Here is a 16,316-nt window from a genome sequence, read left to right as displayed (position 1 = left end):
AACGGGACGGAGGGCTTTCGCGGGACTTGTTAAGCCCGCCGTAACCGCGCGGTCACTCACCGGCTAGGCGCGGTGTCGTTGTAGCTGCGCGATGACCCAGAAAGGTAATGCCACCAACAGCGTGCCGCCGATCAGATTGCCCACGGTGGTGATGCCGAGGTTGGTGAGCAGGCCGTGTTGGCCGAACCCCCAACCGATCCCGCCGCGCGGTGCCGCCGGGTGAAACAGGTTGAGCAACAGGGGAAGACCGAGGAAGCCTACGTTGGCGATCACGTGCTGGGTGCCGCCGATGACGAATGCGAACGGTCCGTAGAATGCGAAGGTCATGCGGGCGACGTCGCTGCGAGCCTTGAAGAACATGCACATCGACGTCTGCAGGAACCAGGTGCACACGACGGCGAGCAGCAGTGCGGTCCAGAACGGCTGGCCGGCCTTCTGCGCGCCGACGGCAGCCGCCCGTTCGGCGAAGGCGCCCAGGTATGGGCCTCCCGCGGCCCCGCACACCGTGACGAATACCAGCGCGCCCAGGACGTTGCCGATGAGGCCGACGGTAACCAGAAAGGCGTAGCCCCCGACGCTCATGGTGCGGTTGAGGACGGCCAGAAATCCCGCGGCCATGTCGGCGGTGATCAGCGACATGCCGGACACCAGGATGAGGACGAACGACATGCCGAACGCCAGGCCCATCAACAGGCTGGCGACGCCCGGGGTCTTGACCCCGGTGCTTACCATCAATGCCAGCAGCGCTCCGAAGGCGACCATCACCCCGCCGACCAACGAGCGCATCAGAAACGCCCACGGGTGTGCCGCCTTTTCCACGGCCATGGCGGCCACTCGGTCCACCATGGCGCCGACGCTGAGCGGCTCGAACGGATCGTCGGGGACGACGTTCGGCGTCCCGCGAGAAGTCAAGCCGGGCAGGGCGTTCGGCGGGGACGCTTCGTCCTCCAATCGCGGCGCTTGCGCTTCGAGAGTCATGGGTGTTCGCCTTTCCGTAAAGCGTTGATCGCGTTGATGACCCCGGTGATGTGCTCCGCGCTGAGCTTCTCCCCCTCGAAGACGTGGTTGAGTAGAATCCTCAGATCCAGCATCTGTTGCAGGTAAACCAGGCACGGGGGGCACTCGTCGAGGTGCTTGGCCACTATCGGTCCCCACTGTTGCGGGTCGCAGTCGACGAGTTCGTCGACGAGGCGGACGAAGTCGACGCAGTCGATCGCGGGGACTGCGTTGTCGTGGATGGTCATCGGCGATACCGCTTTTCCAGTTCGTGGCGAAGATTTCCGCGGGCGCGGTAGAGCAGCGCGCGCTGCCCCTCGGCGGTCAGTTCGAGAAGGCCGGCCGCCTCTTCGGCAGTCGTGCCGACGATGTCCCGCAGGATGACCAGCTGCCGTTGCCGCTCGGGTAGCGCGTCCAGCGCCACACGGACGTACCCGATGAGCTCGTTCTCGACGGTGTGGTCCTCGGGCAGGAAGCGCCGCGACGGCGGGATACTCCAGTGCCCCGCATCGGGATGGCCGGGGGGATGCATGCGGCCGACCAGGGGGTCGACGTCATCCGCGGACAGCACCTCGTGGTCGCGGATGCGGGATTCGCGGCGCCGATGCCGCGACGCGGTGTTCTTCACGATCCCGAACAGCCAGGTTCCGACCGAGGAACGCCCCTCGAATGAATCCGCGGACTGCAGGACCTGCACCCAGGCCTCCTGCACGGCCTCTTCGGCCACCGTCGCCGAATCCACCATGGTGCGGGCGAAATTGACCATCGGCCGATGAAAGTCGCGGACCAGATCCGCCAGCGGAATCCCGCCGACCACGGGTTCCGATTTGGTGCCCCCCGGCGGCACCGCCACCGGGGTCACCATCGTCTCGCACTCAAGCGCATGCGGCCAGTTCCCAGCGGAGCTGCCCTTCGGAAGGGGATTGGACCGGGATGAACGCCGCTTCCCGGTAGCGACGGCTGGCCGATGTCCTGCTCGCATAACCCTTGCCACCGGCGGTGCGGATCTCGAGATCCGCACTGGCGCTGGACAGTTCGGCCGCGTCGAGCCGCAGCGACAACAGCTCCTTCTTGGTGGGCGACTCGTCACCGCCCACCGCTGCGGCAAGGTCCGCCAGCGTGGCTTCCGCATCGGCGAGCCTTTCCGCCACGTGCTCGACCTGGGCGCTGAAAACCGAGTTCACCCCGCCGAGACCGATTTTGGCCTGGTTTACCGCAGTCCGGGTCAGGCCCAGACACATCGCCGACTGCAAGACGAGGAATGTCGGGCGGACCGCTTGCAGGAAGTCCTCGAAGTCACGGGACAACACCTGCTCCGTGGGTACGTAGGCGCCCGTCAGGTTCAGGTATGACGAGGCGGTGCTACCCATCGCCAGCAGGTCGAAGTGATCGCCCACCACCACACCCGGCGTGTTCAGCGGCAAGGCCACGATCAGCCTCTCCCCGGCGTCGGTACGCACCGCGGTCACCATGGTCGAGTCGGGGTAGAGGTTGCTGGCCCACCTGATCGGCCCGGTCACCACGTAGCCCCCCTTGACCGGCGTGGCGGTCAGCTCCAGGCTTCCGCAGCCCGCCGCCTCCTTGAATGCCGACGCCATGCCGGTCACCCCCAGCGTGGTCCCGGCAAGGAGCGGCCGGGCCGCCACCGTACTGTAAGGCGTTGCCGCCGTGAGCAAGTACTCCACCGCCATGCGATGGGCCCACAACGAGAACCCGGTGCTCATGCATTCTCCGGAGATCAACCGGATCACTTCGGCCATGTCGGGGAGCCTGCCGTGGGCGTTGGCCGGTGCACCCAGCCGGAGCAGGCCGGCGGTACCCAGTGCGGGGAAACTGCGACGGGATTGCTGCTCGCCGCGGTCCAGCGCCCCGGCATGGGCCCGGATGTCTTCCAATAGTTCGATATTCAACTCACTGGCAGCCGGATTCATCGTCGCCGTCATCTCGATACCTCCTGGGCGGGGTGTTTCCACGCGTAATCGAGGAACTTGCCGTCAAAAGTGACGACCACTCTGTCGCCTTCGGGGTGCGGGCGCCGGTGCACGCTCATCTGAAAGTTGATCGCGCTCATGATGCCGTCACCGAATTCTTCATGGATGAGTTCCTTGATCGCCGGGCCGTAGACGGCCAGCGCCTCATGGAACCGGTAGATCGTCGGGTCTGCCGCCATGGTCACATCCGAAGCCCGGTACGGCATCATTTGCAGGACCGTTACCGCCTCGTCGTCGAGGTCGAGAAGCGACGCGACCGCTGCCGCGTCGCCGGCCGAGAGCGGATGCTGCCCGAGTAGCGCAGCGACGGTCCACACCGGGTCCTTGCCGATCGATTCGGCGATCTTCGTCCAGCTCGATCCCCGCTTGACGCGGGCCAGCCTGATCAGCTCGGCAAGCTCGGTCTTGGTCAATGTTGTTGCCACGGAATGCTTCCCGACTCAATTCCTATTCGGTGGTCAGAGTCGAGTCGACGCTCACCGGGTTGGCGAACGTGTTCACCACGGGTGACCAGGCGATCGCGTTGTCGTGGATCTCCTTGAGCGTCGCGTCGTCAGCGTCTCCGGCCAGCGTCACCTTGCACCGCACCGCACTGAAGCCCAGCCGCTTTCCCTCGGGCGTGTCACCCACCCCCCACACCGCGGAGATGTCGATGTCGCCCTCCATCTCGACCTCGATCTTGGTCAGGGTCACCCCGCGATGCGTCGCGTTGGCCAGCAGGCCCACCGACACGCACGATCCCAGCGCCGCCAGCGCGGTCTCGGAGGGGTTGGGCGCCGAGTCGTCGCCGAGCAGCGCGGGCGGCTCGCCCACCAGCATCGGCGCCAGGTCGCGTACGTAGGTCATGTTGCGGAACCCCGTCTCGCACACCGTCTTGGCTTTCAGGGTCTTCCTGCCGGTCTCCGGGTTGGCCCTGGCGTTACACGACAGCTTGTCGAGGCCTGCGGCGTCGATGACGAGCGCGTCGGTCATATGACTTCCTCCGTTTCGCTGATTTTGCGGCTTCACGGAGTTAGTGCTCTGCGACGGCCGATGTGTGACGGCGGGCGAGATTGATTTACGTGGGCGACACCAAACATCACACAGCCGAAACGCGGCGCCGTCCAACGTCGGACGACTCTTTCGGAGATTTGCTTAGCTGAAAAGGCTTTGCCCGATGTAGTGGCCTTCGGCGGGCGCCGGCGGCACCGCGAAGATTGCTGAGCCGATGTGGCGGATGTATTCGTTGAGCAGGTCGTGGGCGCCCAACCGGTTCTGCAGGCGAATAAAATCTTGCGGATCTTTTTGATACGAGATGAACAGCAGGCCGGCGTTGAGTTGGCCGTTGGCGTCGAGACCGTCGGTGTAATTGTAGGATCGGCGCCGGATCATGATGCCGTCGTTGTTCTCCCGGGCCGCCAGGCCGACGTGAGACATCGGGTCGATCAGCGGGTTGCCGTCGGCGCCTTTGGCGGTGAAGTCGGGGGTGTCGAATTCGCCCTTGCCGCTCAGCGGCGCGCCCTCTTCTTTGGTGCGGCCGAAGATCCGCTGCTGATTGCCGATGCGGTCGACGTCCCACGTCTCGAGCAGCATCCGGACCTTTCGCACGACTTGATACGTCCCGCCGTTCATCCACGGCTGGTCGCTGTCCTCGACCCAGACGAACCGCTCGTACTCCGCATCCGTGGCGATGTTGCGGGTTCCGTCTTTGAAGCCCAGGAGGTTTCGCGGCGTGTGCTGGCCCGGGCCGGCCGATGCTCGTCCGAATCCCAGCACCGCCCAGGACGGCGAGACGATGTTGCGGCCCAGGCGGGCCAGGTTTCGCACGGCGTGGTAGCAGACCTGGGGGTCGTCGGCGCACGCTTGGACCGACAGATCGCCGCCGCGCAGGCGCGGGTCCAGGTTGTCCCCGTTGAGCGTCGGCAGATCGATGAACAGGGCGGGCCGCCGTGCGGCCAGCCCGAAGCGATCGCCGAACAGCGACGGTCCCAACCCGATGGTCACGGTAAGACTGGCCGGACTAAGCCCATAGGCCTCCCCGGTATCAACGGGCGGCTGCACCTCGACCTGTGGCTGCACGGTGCCGACGGGCTTTCCCTGCTGCAGGATCGCGGCCGCCGCCGACCAGCGCGCCAGCAGGGTCTGCAGCTCGGTGCGGCCAGCGCCGGCGGCCAGCGAGAAGGACATGAACATGGCGTAACGCTGTGGCGGCGTGGCGATTCCACCCTGATGCACCTGGCCGTAGAAAGGATAACTACGCCGCAGGTCGACGTTGTCGTGGTCATCGCCTTTGCGTTCGGCTGCCAGCGCGTAACCGGCGAAGCCCCCACCGGCGGCGCCGACCGCGGTGCCGGTGAGTCCGGCCAGCACGGCCCCGCCAAGCATCCGCCGGCGCGAAACCGCTGCGGCTTCGTCGGTTTCGGTCGTGTCGTCGGTCACGAGGTCAGCCCGCCGAGACGACTTTTTGGGCGACCGTCGACAGGCTCTGGTGCAGCGGCTGGATGACCGCGGTGAGCTTCGGCGCATCGCTGGCCTTCAGCGCAGAGGTGTAAGGCCGGAAGCCGCCGAGCGAGGACGGGTCACGGTATCCGTCCAAAGTGGCCAGCACCGTGTGGAATTGCTGATCGATCTGGTTGACCAAATTGGCGTCGATCTTCTCCAGGCCCGGCCGCAGCGAAGCGTACGCCTGCTGAGCGCCCTCCACGTTGCCCGAGAAGTCGACCAGATCGATGTGGCTGAAGGCCTCCTCCTCACCGGTGATCTTGGTGTTCTGGATCTCTTCGATCAGGTCGCTGGCACCGTTGGCCAAGTCCTCGGGCTTGTACTGCAGGTTGGCGACGATGCCGTTCAATTTGCCGACGTTTCCGACCAATTCGCTGCTGAATGCCTTGGTGGCGGGGGTGATCGCGCCACCCTGCCACAAGTCGCGCTCGATGGCGTGGAAGCCCTTCCACCCGACCTTGGCGTCGACCGGCGTGGATTCACGCATGTCGATCAGATAGTCCAGGCTGCCGGCATTGTCGCCGACCGCGAAGCCCGGCAACACGAAGCCCTCCACGGTGGACTCCGAGCGCTCCCAGAACAGCCGGGCTTTGGCGTAAGCGTTCTTCGCGGCGTCGACGTTGCCCGACTGCACGGCGGCGTCGAGTGCCTTCACGGCATCGTTGAGCTGACTGATCTGGCCGACGATGTAGCCCGCGTAGTCCTTGGTGCCCTGGCTGAGGATGCCGGCCAAGGTGCCCGTCGGCGTCGCCGGTGCTTTGCCCGTGACGGTGAGGGTTTGGTATTCGGTGCTCGCGCCCGGACAGTAGAGCTGATACGCGCCGCCGTCCAACGTGACCGTGAACGAGACCGGATCCAGGCCGGGCGCGAGATTTTCCTTCTCGCCGACGATCCGCTGGTCCCTGAGCAATTCAACTTCGCTGATCCCGGGCGCATTCGTGTTGGCCACCGTGAAGGTCACCGGCCCCGCGGGCACGCTGGTGTTGTCAAGGGCGCAGCCGTCTTTGCCCGCGTTATTGGCCATGGTGACCTTCACCGCGTTCGGGGCGGTGGGCTTTCCCGCTTCGGCGTGGCCCGAGTTGCCATTCGAGTGACCACATGCGGTCGCTGAGAACACCGCAACCGCGGCCAAAGCCGTTGCGAATGGCCAGATCTCAAAGGGCCGGTGCCTTCGGGCGGTTCGATTCGGTGTCAACCGTCTTCCTTTCCTGTTCGGTCGGCGTGCCGCGCCGCGCGGCGGCCACAGCGCCAAGGACGCAGGCCAGAGCGAAGCCACCGAGTGTCAGTGGAAGCCATACCTTCCACAGTTGCGCTTCCGCACGGTTGAGATAACTTGCCGCGATCTGCGCGGCGGCCGACCGGTCTTCGGCAGCGGACGTGGACCAGTCCGTCGCAAGCCCGCCAAGACTGACGGTCTTGGCCCCGGTCAGACCACCGCCGGTCAAAACCGCCGTGCGGTTGCTCGTTGCCTGTGCATTTAGCACGGAATCACCTTGCGCAAGCACGGTATACGCGGTGGTAGTTGACCATTGACCCTGAAACGGCCCCGGAGTGCGCCCAGCCGCGAGACCGACCGGGAGCCGGCCCCCGGTCATGCTCAGCAACTGATCCAGCGTGACTTCCGACGCGCCGTCGGCCCCGGCAGCCTCGGAAGCTTGCCATACCTGTACCGGCAAGCCGTCCACGATTTTGTTCTCCGCCGGGACGAGCACGATGTTGCGGACGGTTGAGTTGCCCTGCGCGCCGACGGCCAGCTCGCGTCCGTGCGGCCCGTTCACCATCGACACCGTGGCGGTGTGGCCGGAGCGGTCGGTGACGGTGCGGGTCCGCGCTCCGCCGGAAGGACCACCGCCCGGCACCAGCGCCACCAGTCCGGCGGCGGTGAGGAGCAGCAGCGTCGAGGCGGCCGCCAACAGGCGCCCCCTGGCCCGCGGGGCGGCGGCAAGGTGAGCGGGCCACAAGAAGATGGCGAGCACGGGTACGGCGTAGAGCAACCAGCCCACCACCTCGATGATTCGGGGGTCGGCGGGTATCCCGAACATCCCGGCGGTCACGGCGCCGAGGATCGAGTTGCTGGGCAGCCAGGCAGACAGGTCGAGCACCCGCCGCTGGCCGATATTCACCCAGCCGGCCTCGTGCGCGGTGCGCAGCGCCCCCAGCACCAGCCCGGCGGCGATCAACACCAAGAACACGCCGGTGACCCGGAAAAACCGGGCGATATTGAGTTTCAATCCGCCGAAGTACAGCGCGACACCCATCGCGACCGCCGCCGCGATCCCCAGCGCACCACCCAGCACGGCGAACCACCGGTTGCCGTGCGACGTCTGGGCGGCCGCCAACAAGAACACCGATGTCTCGAAGCCCTCCTTGAGGACGGCGAGGAAGGCCATCGCGGCCAAGGCGAGCGCACCGCCGCGGTTGATCGCCTGCCGGGCATCGCGCTCGAGCTCGCCCTTGACCTGCGCGGCGTTGCCGTTCATCCAGATGATCATCGACGTCACAAACACCACGGCGATGACATTGATGACGGTTTCCATCATCTCCTGCTGCGCCTGCGGCAGGCTCGTCGCGAACAGGTTCAGGCCCACGCCGACCGCGACGCTGATCAGCACCGCCGAGGCGACGCCGGCAAACATCGGCCGTATCGGCTGGCCGTTTCGTTTCAGGAAGGCGCCGACGATGCTCACGATGAGCGCCGCCTCGAGGCCTTCGCGGAGACCGATGAGAAAGGTGCCGATTAGTACGCCGAATACGCCCTGCATGCGCCCGATTTCTGTCCCGGGGGTCGGGACCCCGGCTTAGCCTAGCCTAAGGCCGCCGCGTCACGATGCCGGCTGCGTCACGAAGTCGATGAGTTCTTCGACCCGGCTGATCAGCGCCGGCTCAAGGTCGTTCCAGTCACGCACCCGGGACCGAATATGCCGCCATGCCCTGGCGATGTCCGCCTGGTCGGCGTGGGGCAGGCCGAGCGCCCGGCATGCACCGTGCTTCCACTCGATGTGCCGTGGCACATCCGGCCACCCCGCCAGACCGAGCCGCTGGGGTTTCACCGCCTGCCAGATGTCGACGTAGGGATGGCCGACCACCAGCGTGTCGCTGCCGCCCGGCCCTCGCCGCACCGCGTCGGCGATCCTCGCCTCCTTCGAACCCGTGACCAGGTGATCGACGAGCACACCAAGCCGGCGCCCCGGACCGGGTGCGAACTCCGCCACGATCTCCACCAGGTCGTCCACGCCGCCGAGGTGCTCGACGACGACACCCTCGATCCGCAGGTCCTCGCCCCACACCTGCGCGATGAGTTCGGCGTCGTGCCGCCCCTCGACGTAGATCCGGCTGGCGCGGGCGACCCGGGCACGGGCTCCCGGCACGGCGACCGAGCCGGATGCCGTCCTCGCGGCGGCGGCAGGCGCCACACGACGCGGCGCGGTAAGGATCACCGGACGGCCCTCGAGCAAATAGCCAGGGCCCAAAGGGAAGCCGCGCACGTGCCCCCGCCGGTCTTCCAGATCGACCCGCCCGTACTCGACTCTTACCACCGCACCGACGTACCCGGTTTGCACGTCCTCGACCACGAGGCCCAGTTCGGCTGGGTGCTCGGTCGAGCGGGGCTTGCGCCGGCCTGCGGCAAGGACGTCGGTTCCGTAGCGATCAACCACGCGGCAATCCTAGAAAGCCTTGCGGCCAAACGTCGTTATGGCGCGCCCGCCGGAGGAGGATCGTGGCCAAGATCGCGCCGCCGCCCGCGCAACACCGGCGAGTAAAAAATGCGTTTTAACTGTGTGGCGTTACTCAGCTGATGACGTTGCCGATGGTACGTTGCTAGTTGTAGGATCTGCCGCTCTTTACATCGCGGCGGTGAGCGAGGTGGGAAAATGGACCTGGCCCTTTGGGTGTCGAGCATCGTGGCTTTCGTGCGGGCCGGCTATCCCACCGGCATGCCGACAACCGGATATGCGCCCCTGGCGGCCTTGGCCCGCCGGCGACTTTGCGACGACGAGATCACCGCCATTGCAAGCAAACTCATGAGGCGCCAATTCTGGCCGATCAGCCCCGTTGATATCGGTGTGGAAATCACCCGTGTCACCAATCAATTGCCGTTGCCGGCCGACGTCCAGCGGGTCGGACATCGCCTCGACGAGATCCGCTGCGCGCGCGGATAAGCCCCGACGCGGGACCTGACTCCTACTTAGCGCCTTTCGCCGGTCCGCCACACGCCGCCAGATAGTCCGGGTAGCTCCAGGTCCCCAGGAACTGTTGGCCCGCCTGCAATCCTCGTTGATACAGGCCGTCGCGTTGCTCGGCGGTGATGTTGAAGTCGATCGGGCTGACCTCTTCGGCCGGGACGAAAATGGTGCGCCGGACGGTGCAGGGGTCGTCGATGTAGGCGTTGTCCTGATTGCTCACCAGTGTCTCTATTGCCGCGATTCCCAACGAAACTGGTCCGTGCACCGGATGGGTGGGCGGGATGCCGGGACGCGCGGACAGCCGGATCCCGAACGTCGGCCATCGCGGCTCAGCATCGGGCCGGTCGAACAGCTCCACCGGAAAATCGGAGAGCAAGCCGCCGTCGACCCAGGTGGCGTTGCTGACCCGAACGGGTTCGAACACATAGGGGATCGCCGACGAGGCGTGCACGGCGCGGGCGACCGGAAAATCGTCGGGGTCGATGCCATAGGAAGCGAGGTCCCACGGGATGCGCACCAGCCGGCGCCGGGACAGGTCACTGGCCGTCACCACCAGCGACCACGCGAACTGGTCCGGCTCCTCGCCGGTGCGCAAGTCACCGAACGTCCGCACACCCAGGTCGGCGAGCAGACCGGCGAGCAGGCGCTCCAAGTAGGCCACACGGTAGACACCGTCCGACACCAACAGCGACAATCCCCCGCCGATCAGCGGCACGTGTCCGATCAGACTGCGATCCAGGAACTTCCGGTAGTCGATGGACCGCATGACTTCCGCGAGCCGGCTGAGCGGTTCGCCCCCGACCTGCAGCGCCGCGACCAGCGACGCGACGATCGCACCCGCGCTGCTACCCGCGACGCGGGGAAACCGGTAACCGGCCCCGGACAGCGCATCGACCGCGCCGACCAGCCCGATCCCCCGGACACCGCCGCCCTCACACACCAGATCGGCACGAAACGTACTCACCGCCGGCGCCATAGGCCCACCCCCCTCAACAGATTCGTTGGCCGTCGACACCGAAGAAGTGCAGGTGCCCCGGTTCCGGGTGCAGGCGCACCCGGCTGCCCTTTTCCGGAGGCCGGCGCCCATCGGCACGCGCAACGACGGGCTGATCAATGACCTTGCCGGAGCCGGTGATTCGGCCGTAGACGTAGGCGTCCGCCCCAAGCTCCTCGACCACATCGACCTCCATCTCGACACCGAGGCCGCCCAGTTCGAAGTGCTCGGGGCGGACCCCCACGACGACTTCGCTCGCTGCATCGGTGAGCTCACGCGGTAGTGGGATGTGCCAATCCCCCAGCGACACAGCGTAATCGACGATAGGCAGGGTGAACAGGTTCATTGCCGGCGACCCGATGAAACCCGCGACGAAGACGTTGACCGGGTTGCGGTACAGCTCGCGTGGCGCGGCGAACTGCTGCAGCACACCGTCGCACAGGACGGCGACGCGGTCACCCATGGTCATCGCCTCGACCTGGTCGTGGGTGACGTAGACGGTGGTGGTGCCGAGTCGCCGTTGCAGTGCCGCGATCTGGTTGCGGGTTTGCACCCGCAGTTTGGCATCGAGATTCGACAGCGGCTCGTCCATCAGGAAGACCTGCGGCCGGCGGACGATCGCGCGTCCCATCGCCACCCGCTGGCGTTGCCCACCGGAGAGGTCCTTGGGTTTGCGGTCCAGATAGGGCTGCAGGTCAAGCAATTTCGCGGCGTCCAGGACCCGATCGCGAATTTCGGGCTTCGGTGTCTTGGCGATCTTCAGGGCGAAGCCCATGTTTTGCGCGACCGTCATGTGCGGGTAGAGAGCATAGTTCTGGAAGACCATCGCGACGTCGCGGTCCTTGGGATCGACGGTGGTGACGTCGCGGTCGCCGATCCGGATGCGACCGGAGTCCAGCGATTCCAGCCCCGCCACCATCCGCAGCGAGGTGGTCTTGCCGCATCCGGAGGGACCGACCAGGACGACGAACTCGCCGTCGCCGACGTCCAGGTCGAGGCTGTCCAAGGCCGGCCGGTCGGCTCCGGCGTAACACCGCGTCGCTTGCTCGAAAGTCACTGAGGCCATGGGCTACCCGTTCAGCCCCGAGACGGCGATTCCCCTGACGAAGGACCGCTGGGCGATGGCATAGATGATGACCAACGGCAGCATGATGAGCATCGAAGCCGCCATGATGATCGGCCAGCGCGCCACATACTCGCCCCGCAGTCGCACCAGGCCGAGCGTCAGCGTGGCCAGGCTGTTGCGCTGGAGCATCAGCAGCGGCCACAGGAAGTCGTTCCAGACGTTGACCCAGGTGAGCACCGCCAGCACCATCACCGCGGGGCGGGCGTGGGGCAACAGGATTCGCCAATAGATCTGCCACGGCGAACAACCGTCGAGTATCGCCGCCTCTTCCAGGTCGGTAGGAAGCGTCCGGAAGAACTGCCGCATCAGGTAGGTGCCGAATGCGCTGCCGAACAAGCCCGGCACGATCATCGACCAGGGTGTGTCGACCCAGCCGAGGGTCCGCATCAAGATGAACTGCGGGATCACGGTCACGGTCAGCGGCACCATCAAGGTGCCAAGGTATAACACGAACAGCGTGTCGCGACCGCGGAATTGCAGCCTGGCGAACGCGTATCCGGCCAGCGAGCAGAAGAACACCTGGCCGGCGGTCACGCACCCGGCGTACAGCACGGTGTTGAAAAACATCCGCGCGAACGGCATCAACGAGAACACCTCGATGTAGTTGGACCACCGCGGGTGCGCCGGCAGCAGCCTGGGCTCGGTGATCTCGCCTTCCCGCTTCAATGAGCCGGACACGGCCCAGGCGATCGGAAACAACCAGCACCAGGCGATGGCGAGCAGGGCGGTGTAGACCATCAGGCTACGAACGACATTGCGCGTGAATACCCGCTCAGCTGAGGCCACGAGAAGTCTCCCAAGACCGTTGCCGGGTGATCCGCAGCTGCACCACGGTCAGCACGAGCAGGATGGCGAACATCACCCACGCCAGCGCGGAGGCGTACCCGAATTCCAGGAAGGAGAACGCGTGCTGGAACAGCATGATGCCCAGGACATAGGTGGCGGTTTCGGGCCCGCCGTTCGCGCCGTTGAGGACGTAGACCATGTCAAAAGCCTGGAACGCGTGAATGATCGAGATGACGCCCACAAACGATATCGACCCACGGATCAGCGGCACCGTGATCGACACGAACTGCCGTATCTCGCCGGCGCCGTCGATTCGCGCCGCCTCGTATACGGTCTCGGGAACGCCCTGCATCGCCGCGAGCAGGATGACGGTGGCGAAGGGCACGCTGCGCCACACGCTGAGGATGCACAGCGAGGCCATCGCCCATCGGGGTTCGACCAACCACGGGACGGGGCCGATCCCGGCCCAGCCCAGCATGATGTTGAGCAATCCGTTGTCGGTGTTGAAGACGAACTGCCAGACGACCGCCATGACGACCGACGAGATGGCCAACGGCAGAAAGACGATGGTGCGGAAAAAGCCGATGCCCCTGACCTTTCGGTTCAGCACGCCGGCCACCACGAGGCTCACGCCGATGGTCGGCACAACCGTTCCCACGGTGAAGACGACGGTGTTGCGAATGGCGATGAGGAAGAGCGGGTCCGAGGTGAAGAGCTCTTGGAAGTTCCTCAGGCCCACAAACTTTGGCGGGCGGAAGACATCCCACCGCTGAAAGCTCATGTAGAGCGAGAATCCCAGCGGAAACAGCATGAACACCGCAACGGCGGCCAGATTGGGCGCCACGAACAAGCGGCCGGCGCGGGCCCGCCGTCGCCACGGACCGGCGCCCTTGGCGGGTGTGCGCGTGGTGGCGTCGACCGATGTCATGGGCTGCGCAACACCTCGTCGATGGCGGGCGACAAACTGGCCAGCGATGTGGCGGGCCGTGATCCACGCAGCACGGGCCCGAAGCTGCGGTCCATCAAGGCGACGATCTTCTCCCATGACGAGGTGACGGGGAGCCCTTCGGAGTACGCGGGCCCTTGGGTGAGGACGGCGAGGTTGCCGACGTTCTGGTGGGCTTTGGCGAAGCCGGCCGAGTCGAGCGCCGATTGCCAAACCGGTACAAAGAGGCTGGATTCACCGATCAACGCCTGCCCGACGGGCCCGGTCGCGAATTTCACGAATTCCCATGCCTGCTCCTTGCGTTGACTGCTCGCGGAGATGGCCAATCCGGTTGAACCGATGTCGGAATGTGCGGGCTGGCCCTGCCGGCGCGGCCCCACCGGCAACGACGTGACGTCGAAGTCCAGGCCCTCGGCCCGGATGAATGTCTGGTAGCGCCAGTGGCCGCCCATGGCCATCGCCGCCCTGCCCGCCGCGAACAGGTCGGGCGTGGACATCGATTGCACCTCGGACGCATTGGGCGCGACCTTGTGCTTGTTGGCCAGGTCGGCATAGAACTGCACCGCCTCGATGAAGGCGTCGTGGTCGAAGTTGAAGTGGGTCGGGTTTTTGAGCGGGGTGGACCACGGCACCCCATTGTTCATGGCGAACAGCCCGGCCGAATAGTAGGAGAACCACATGTTCACGAAGCCCCACTGGGTCACCCGCCCGGAGCGATCTCGCCTGGTGAGTGCGGTGGCGGTGTTCAAGAAGTCGGTGAAACTCCACGGGTTTTGCCACGTTTTGGGCGGGGGCGGCACCCCGGACTCGGCGAAGAGCCGCTTGTTGTAGAACAGGTAGTTTCCGGACCATTGCTCCGGGAGTGCGTATTGGCCCCCGCTGAACGTGAAGCTGTCGTAGAGCGCCCCGATGCCGTCCGACTTCAGCTCGGCGGCGAAGGCCTGGTCGCGGGACAGCATGGTGTTGAGGTCGAGCAGCACGCCACGGGCGGCCAGCTCGGCGTAGGTGAGGTCCCACGCCATCAAAACGTCCGGGCATCTTCCGCCGGCGCAGAACGTCGACAGCTGCTGCATCACGCCCGGAGCCGAAAGCACCGGGCGGACCTTGATATCGGGGTGGCGGCGCGCGAACTCGTCGACGATGCGGATCCTGGCATCGCGTTCGTCGGGGTTGGCCGCGAAGAAGAACGTCAAGGCGTCTTCTTCCGGTGCGCAGCCGGCCGCCCACGGCGCCAGGGATGCCGCGGTGAGCGCGCCGGCACCGCGCAGCAGCCCGCGCCGCCCGAACGGCTTATCGAGCATGGTGCTCCCGTTCTCGCCCCGTTGCCGGCCGCCCGGCCGTTTGTTTCTCCTGTCCTTGGTACCCGATGCGGCTGTGGTGTTGCTGGATCGGCCAACTCGGCAGGGCCAGCACGGCCCGGCGAATGCGGCCGGCGTCCCCGGTGATGTCAATCGCGTGGATGCGGTCATCGGTTCCGACGGCGATCAGCAGCAGCGCCTCAGCGCGCCCGTTTGGCGCGATGGCGATCCCCGGAGCCCCGTCGATGAGCACGACCGCGCCGGCCCGTGCCCGGAGAGCGAATCGACGGGTCTCCTCCGCGACCCGCTTGGCGCCGCGCAGCTCGGTCGGCACGTCGTCGGGGACCAGTGCCCGATCGACCCTGCGCACCACGTCCGGGGCCAGCAGTGCGAGCAGACCGGCGATATCACCGCCGCGGGACGCCGCGAGAAACGCCTCGACGACCTCGAGGTGCTTCGCCATGCGCTCGGGCTCGCCGCCCGGGTGGGCCACCCGCGCACGCGCCCGGCTTGCCAGCTTCTTCGCGGCTTCCGGCGACCGGTCCAGCAGACCTGCGATTCTCTCGAACGGCACCGCGAATACGTCATGCAGGACGAATGCGACTCGCTGCGCCGGTGAGAGCCGGTCGAGCACCACGAGCAGCGCGCTGCTCACCGACTCCGTCAAGAGCGCTTGCTCGTCCGCCGGCGGCGACGCGGTCGCGGCGATCCGGTCCAGTTCTTCGGGAGTGGCCAGCGGCTGTTCCGCACGTCGCTTGCGCGCCCGGAGCTGGTCGACGGCCTCGCGCGCGGTGATCGTGGTGAACCAGCCGGTGAGGTTGTCGACCGCGGCGAAATCAGCACGGCTGGCCTTCAGCCACGCCGACTGAACCGCGTCGTCGGCATCGGCCGCCGATCCCAGCAGTTGTAATGCGACAGACCTCAGGTGTCGCCGGTCGGCGTCGAAACGCTGGGCGAGATCCGTCAAATTTTTCGGGGCGCTCACGGGGTCACCTTTTCCGCACAGGAGCCGTCAAGAAGATGACTGCGTCCATCAAGCTCTCTGTTGCAAAGGAGGCCAGCACCATGACCTTATCGATTGTGCGCCGTAGCGCGTGCGGCGACCATCCGGCTCGCCGCCGCAAAAACGGCTGTCTGACAAGGGTTTGCCGCAGATGAACACCGCGTACGTTGCGATCACGCTGTTTACCGCCGCCATCACCGCCGGGATCGCCGTTGCCGATCTCATCCCGGCGGGTTTCGTCCTGGCGAACTCCGCCGAAGTCGGGGTGCCGCGTTCGTGGTTGCCGGCGCTGGGGGCGGTCAAGCTGGCCGGCGCGGCGGGGCTGATCGTGGGCCTGGTGGGCCTTCCCGCCTTGGGAATCGCTGCCGCAACCGGCCTGGTGCTGTTCTTCGTCGGCGCAGTCGTGACCCACCTGCGCGCCCGCGTCCTGTACAACATCGCGTTTCCCGGCGCGTACCTGTGCATGTCGGTGGCATCGCTTGCGTTGATGGTGCTGCGTTGACCGGGGTCG

General features: G+C 66.3%; 18 protein-coding genes. 2 read left to right on the top strand and 16 right to left on the bottom strand.

Annotated elements, in window-relative coordinates; all coding sequences use genetic code 11:
* Positions 1-63: 63 nt before the first annotated feature.
* From A5750_RS01070 to A5750_RS01025, 10 genes are all read right to left on the bottom strand, one after another.
* Positions 64-978: a formate/nitrite transporter family protein gene (locus A5750_RS01070; RefSeq protein WP_066948814.1), complete on the bottom strand. Its 915-nt coding sequence runs from the start codon at positions 976-978 to the stop codon at positions 64-66.
* Positions 975-1,244, bottom strand: coding sequence for a hypothetical protein (locus A5750_RS01065; RefSeq protein ID WP_066948818.1), 270 nt, complete (start codon positions 1,242-1,244; stop codon positions 975-977). The genes A5750_RS01070 and A5750_RS01065 overlap by 4 nt, the downstream gene beginning before the upstream one ends.
* Positions 1,241-1,861, bottom strand: coding sequence for an RNA polymerase sigma factor (locus A5750_RS01060; protein ID WP_066948822.1), 621 nt, complete (start codon positions 1,859-1,861; stop codon positions 1,241-1,243). The genes A5750_RS01065 and A5750_RS01060 overlap by 4 nt, the downstream gene beginning before the upstream one ends.
* A gap of 10 nt (positions 1,862-1,871) precedes the next feature.
* Positions 1,872-2,939, bottom strand: coding sequence for an acyl-CoA dehydrogenase family protein (locus A5750_RS01055; RefSeq protein ID WP_066948827.1), 1,068 nt, complete (start codon positions 2,937-2,939; stop codon positions 1,872-1,874).
* On the bottom strand, positions 2,936-3,412 hold the full coding sequence (cynS, locus tag A5750_RS01050) for a cyanase (RefSeq protein ID WP_066948831.1): 477 nt from the start codon (positions 3,410-3,412) through the stop codon (positions 2,936-2,938). Before cynS ends, A5750_RS01055 begins: the two co-directional genes overlap by 4 nt.
* A 22-nt stretch (positions 3,413-3,434) precedes the next feature.
* Entirely contained in the window at positions 3,435-3,959 is a 525-nt protein-coding gene (locus A5750_RS01045) for an OsmC family protein (protein ID WP_067260721.1), read from the bottom strand.
* 162 nt (positions 3,960-4,121) lie between these two features.
* Positions 4,122-5,405, bottom strand: coding sequence for an iron uptake transporter deferrochelatase/peroxidase subunit (gene efeB, locus A5750_RS01040; RefSeq protein WP_066948838.1), 1,284 nt, complete (start codon positions 5,403-5,405; stop codon positions 4,122-4,124).
* Between the two features lie 4 nt (positions 5,406-5,409).
* Positions 5,410-6,585: an iron uptake system protein EfeO gene (gene efeO, locus A5750_RS01035; protein WP_197505319.1), complete on the bottom strand. Its 1,176-nt coding sequence runs from the start codon at positions 6,583-6,585 to the stop codon at positions 5,410-5,412.
* A gap of 37 nt (positions 6,586-6,622) precedes the next feature.
* Complete coding sequence (gene efeU / locus A5750_RS01030; protein WP_066948841.1) at positions 6,623-8,230, bottom strand: iron uptake transporter permease EfeU; 1,608 nt, start codon at positions 8,228-8,230, stop codon at positions 6,623-6,625.
* A gap of 60 nt (positions 8,231-8,290) precedes the next feature.
* Positions 8,291-9,124 (bottom strand): DUF3097 family protein, encoded by an 834-nt coding sequence (locus tag A5750_RS01025; protein ID WP_066948846.1) that lies wholly within the window; start codon positions 9,122-9,124, stop codon positions 8,291-8,293.
* Between the two features lie 216 nt (positions 9,125-9,340).
* On the opposite strand from A5750_RS01025, the gene A5750_RS01020 reads away from it, so the two are divergent.
* Complete coding sequence (locus A5750_RS01020; RefSeq protein WP_066948850.1) at positions 9,341-9,628, top strand: DUF3349 domain-containing protein; 288 nt, start codon at positions 9,341-9,343, stop codon at positions 9,626-9,628.
* Positions 9,629-9,650: 22 nt separating this feature from the next.
* Here A5750_RS01020 and A5750_RS01015 read toward each other — a convergent pair whose 3' ends face one another.
* Genes A5750_RS01015 through A5750_RS00990 form a run of 6 tightly spaced genes read right to left on the bottom strand, consistent with a single transcriptional unit; the run spans position 9,651 to position 15,787 of the window.
* Entirely contained in the window at positions 9,651-10,628 is a 978-nt protein-coding gene (locus A5750_RS01015) for a patatin-like phospholipase family protein (protein WP_067260718.1), read from the bottom strand.
* Between the two features lie 13 nt (positions 10,629-10,641).
* Complete coding sequence (locus A5750_RS01010) at positions 10,642-11,712, bottom strand: ABC transporter ATP-binding protein (RefSeq protein ID WP_066948858.1); 1,071 nt, start codon at positions 11,710-11,712, stop codon at positions 10,642-10,644.
* 3 nt (positions 11,713-11,715) lie between these two features.
* Positions 11,716-12,510: a carbohydrate ABC transporter permease gene (locus A5750_RS01005; RefSeq protein ID WP_066948861.1), complete on the bottom strand. Its 795-nt coding sequence runs from the start codon at positions 12,508-12,510 to the stop codon at positions 11,716-11,718.
* Between the two features lie 34 nt (positions 12,511-12,544).
* On the bottom strand, positions 12,545-13,486 hold the full coding sequence (locus tag A5750_RS01000) for a carbohydrate ABC transporter permease (protein WP_066948864.1): 942 nt from the start codon (positions 13,484-13,486) through the stop codon (positions 12,545-12,547).
* Positions 13,483-14,805, bottom strand: coding sequence for a sugar ABC transporter substrate-binding protein (locus A5750_RS00995; protein ID WP_067260714.1), 1,323 nt, complete (start codon positions 14,803-14,805; stop codon positions 13,483-13,485). Before A5750_RS00995 ends, A5750_RS01000 begins: the two co-directional genes overlap by 4 nt.
* Positions 14,795-15,787, bottom strand: a complete 993-nt coding sequence (locus tag A5750_RS00990) for a sigma-70 family RNA polymerase sigma factor (protein WP_066948870.1) — start codon at positions 15,785-15,787, stop codon at positions 14,795-14,797. The genes A5750_RS00995 and A5750_RS00990 overlap by 11 nt, the downstream gene beginning before the upstream one ends.
* 169 nt (positions 15,788-15,956) lie before the next feature.
* Here A5750_RS00990 and A5750_RS00985 point away from each other — a divergent pair, with 169 nt between their 5' ends.
* Positions 15,957-16,307 (top strand): DoxX family protein, encoded by a 351-nt coding sequence (locus A5750_RS00985; protein WP_066949130.1) that lies wholly within the window; start codon positions 15,957-15,959, stop codon positions 16,305-16,307.
* The last annotated feature ends 9 nt before the right edge of the window (positions 16,308-16,316 follow it).

The organism is Mycobacterium sp. 852002-51613_SCH5001154, from assembly GCF_001667425.1.
In the GTDB taxonomy this organism is placed as follows: domain Bacteria; phylum Actinomycetota; class Actinomycetes; order Mycobacteriales; family Mycobacteriaceae; genus Mycobacterium.
This window is presented reverse-complemented; position numbering and strand designations above follow the sequence as displayed.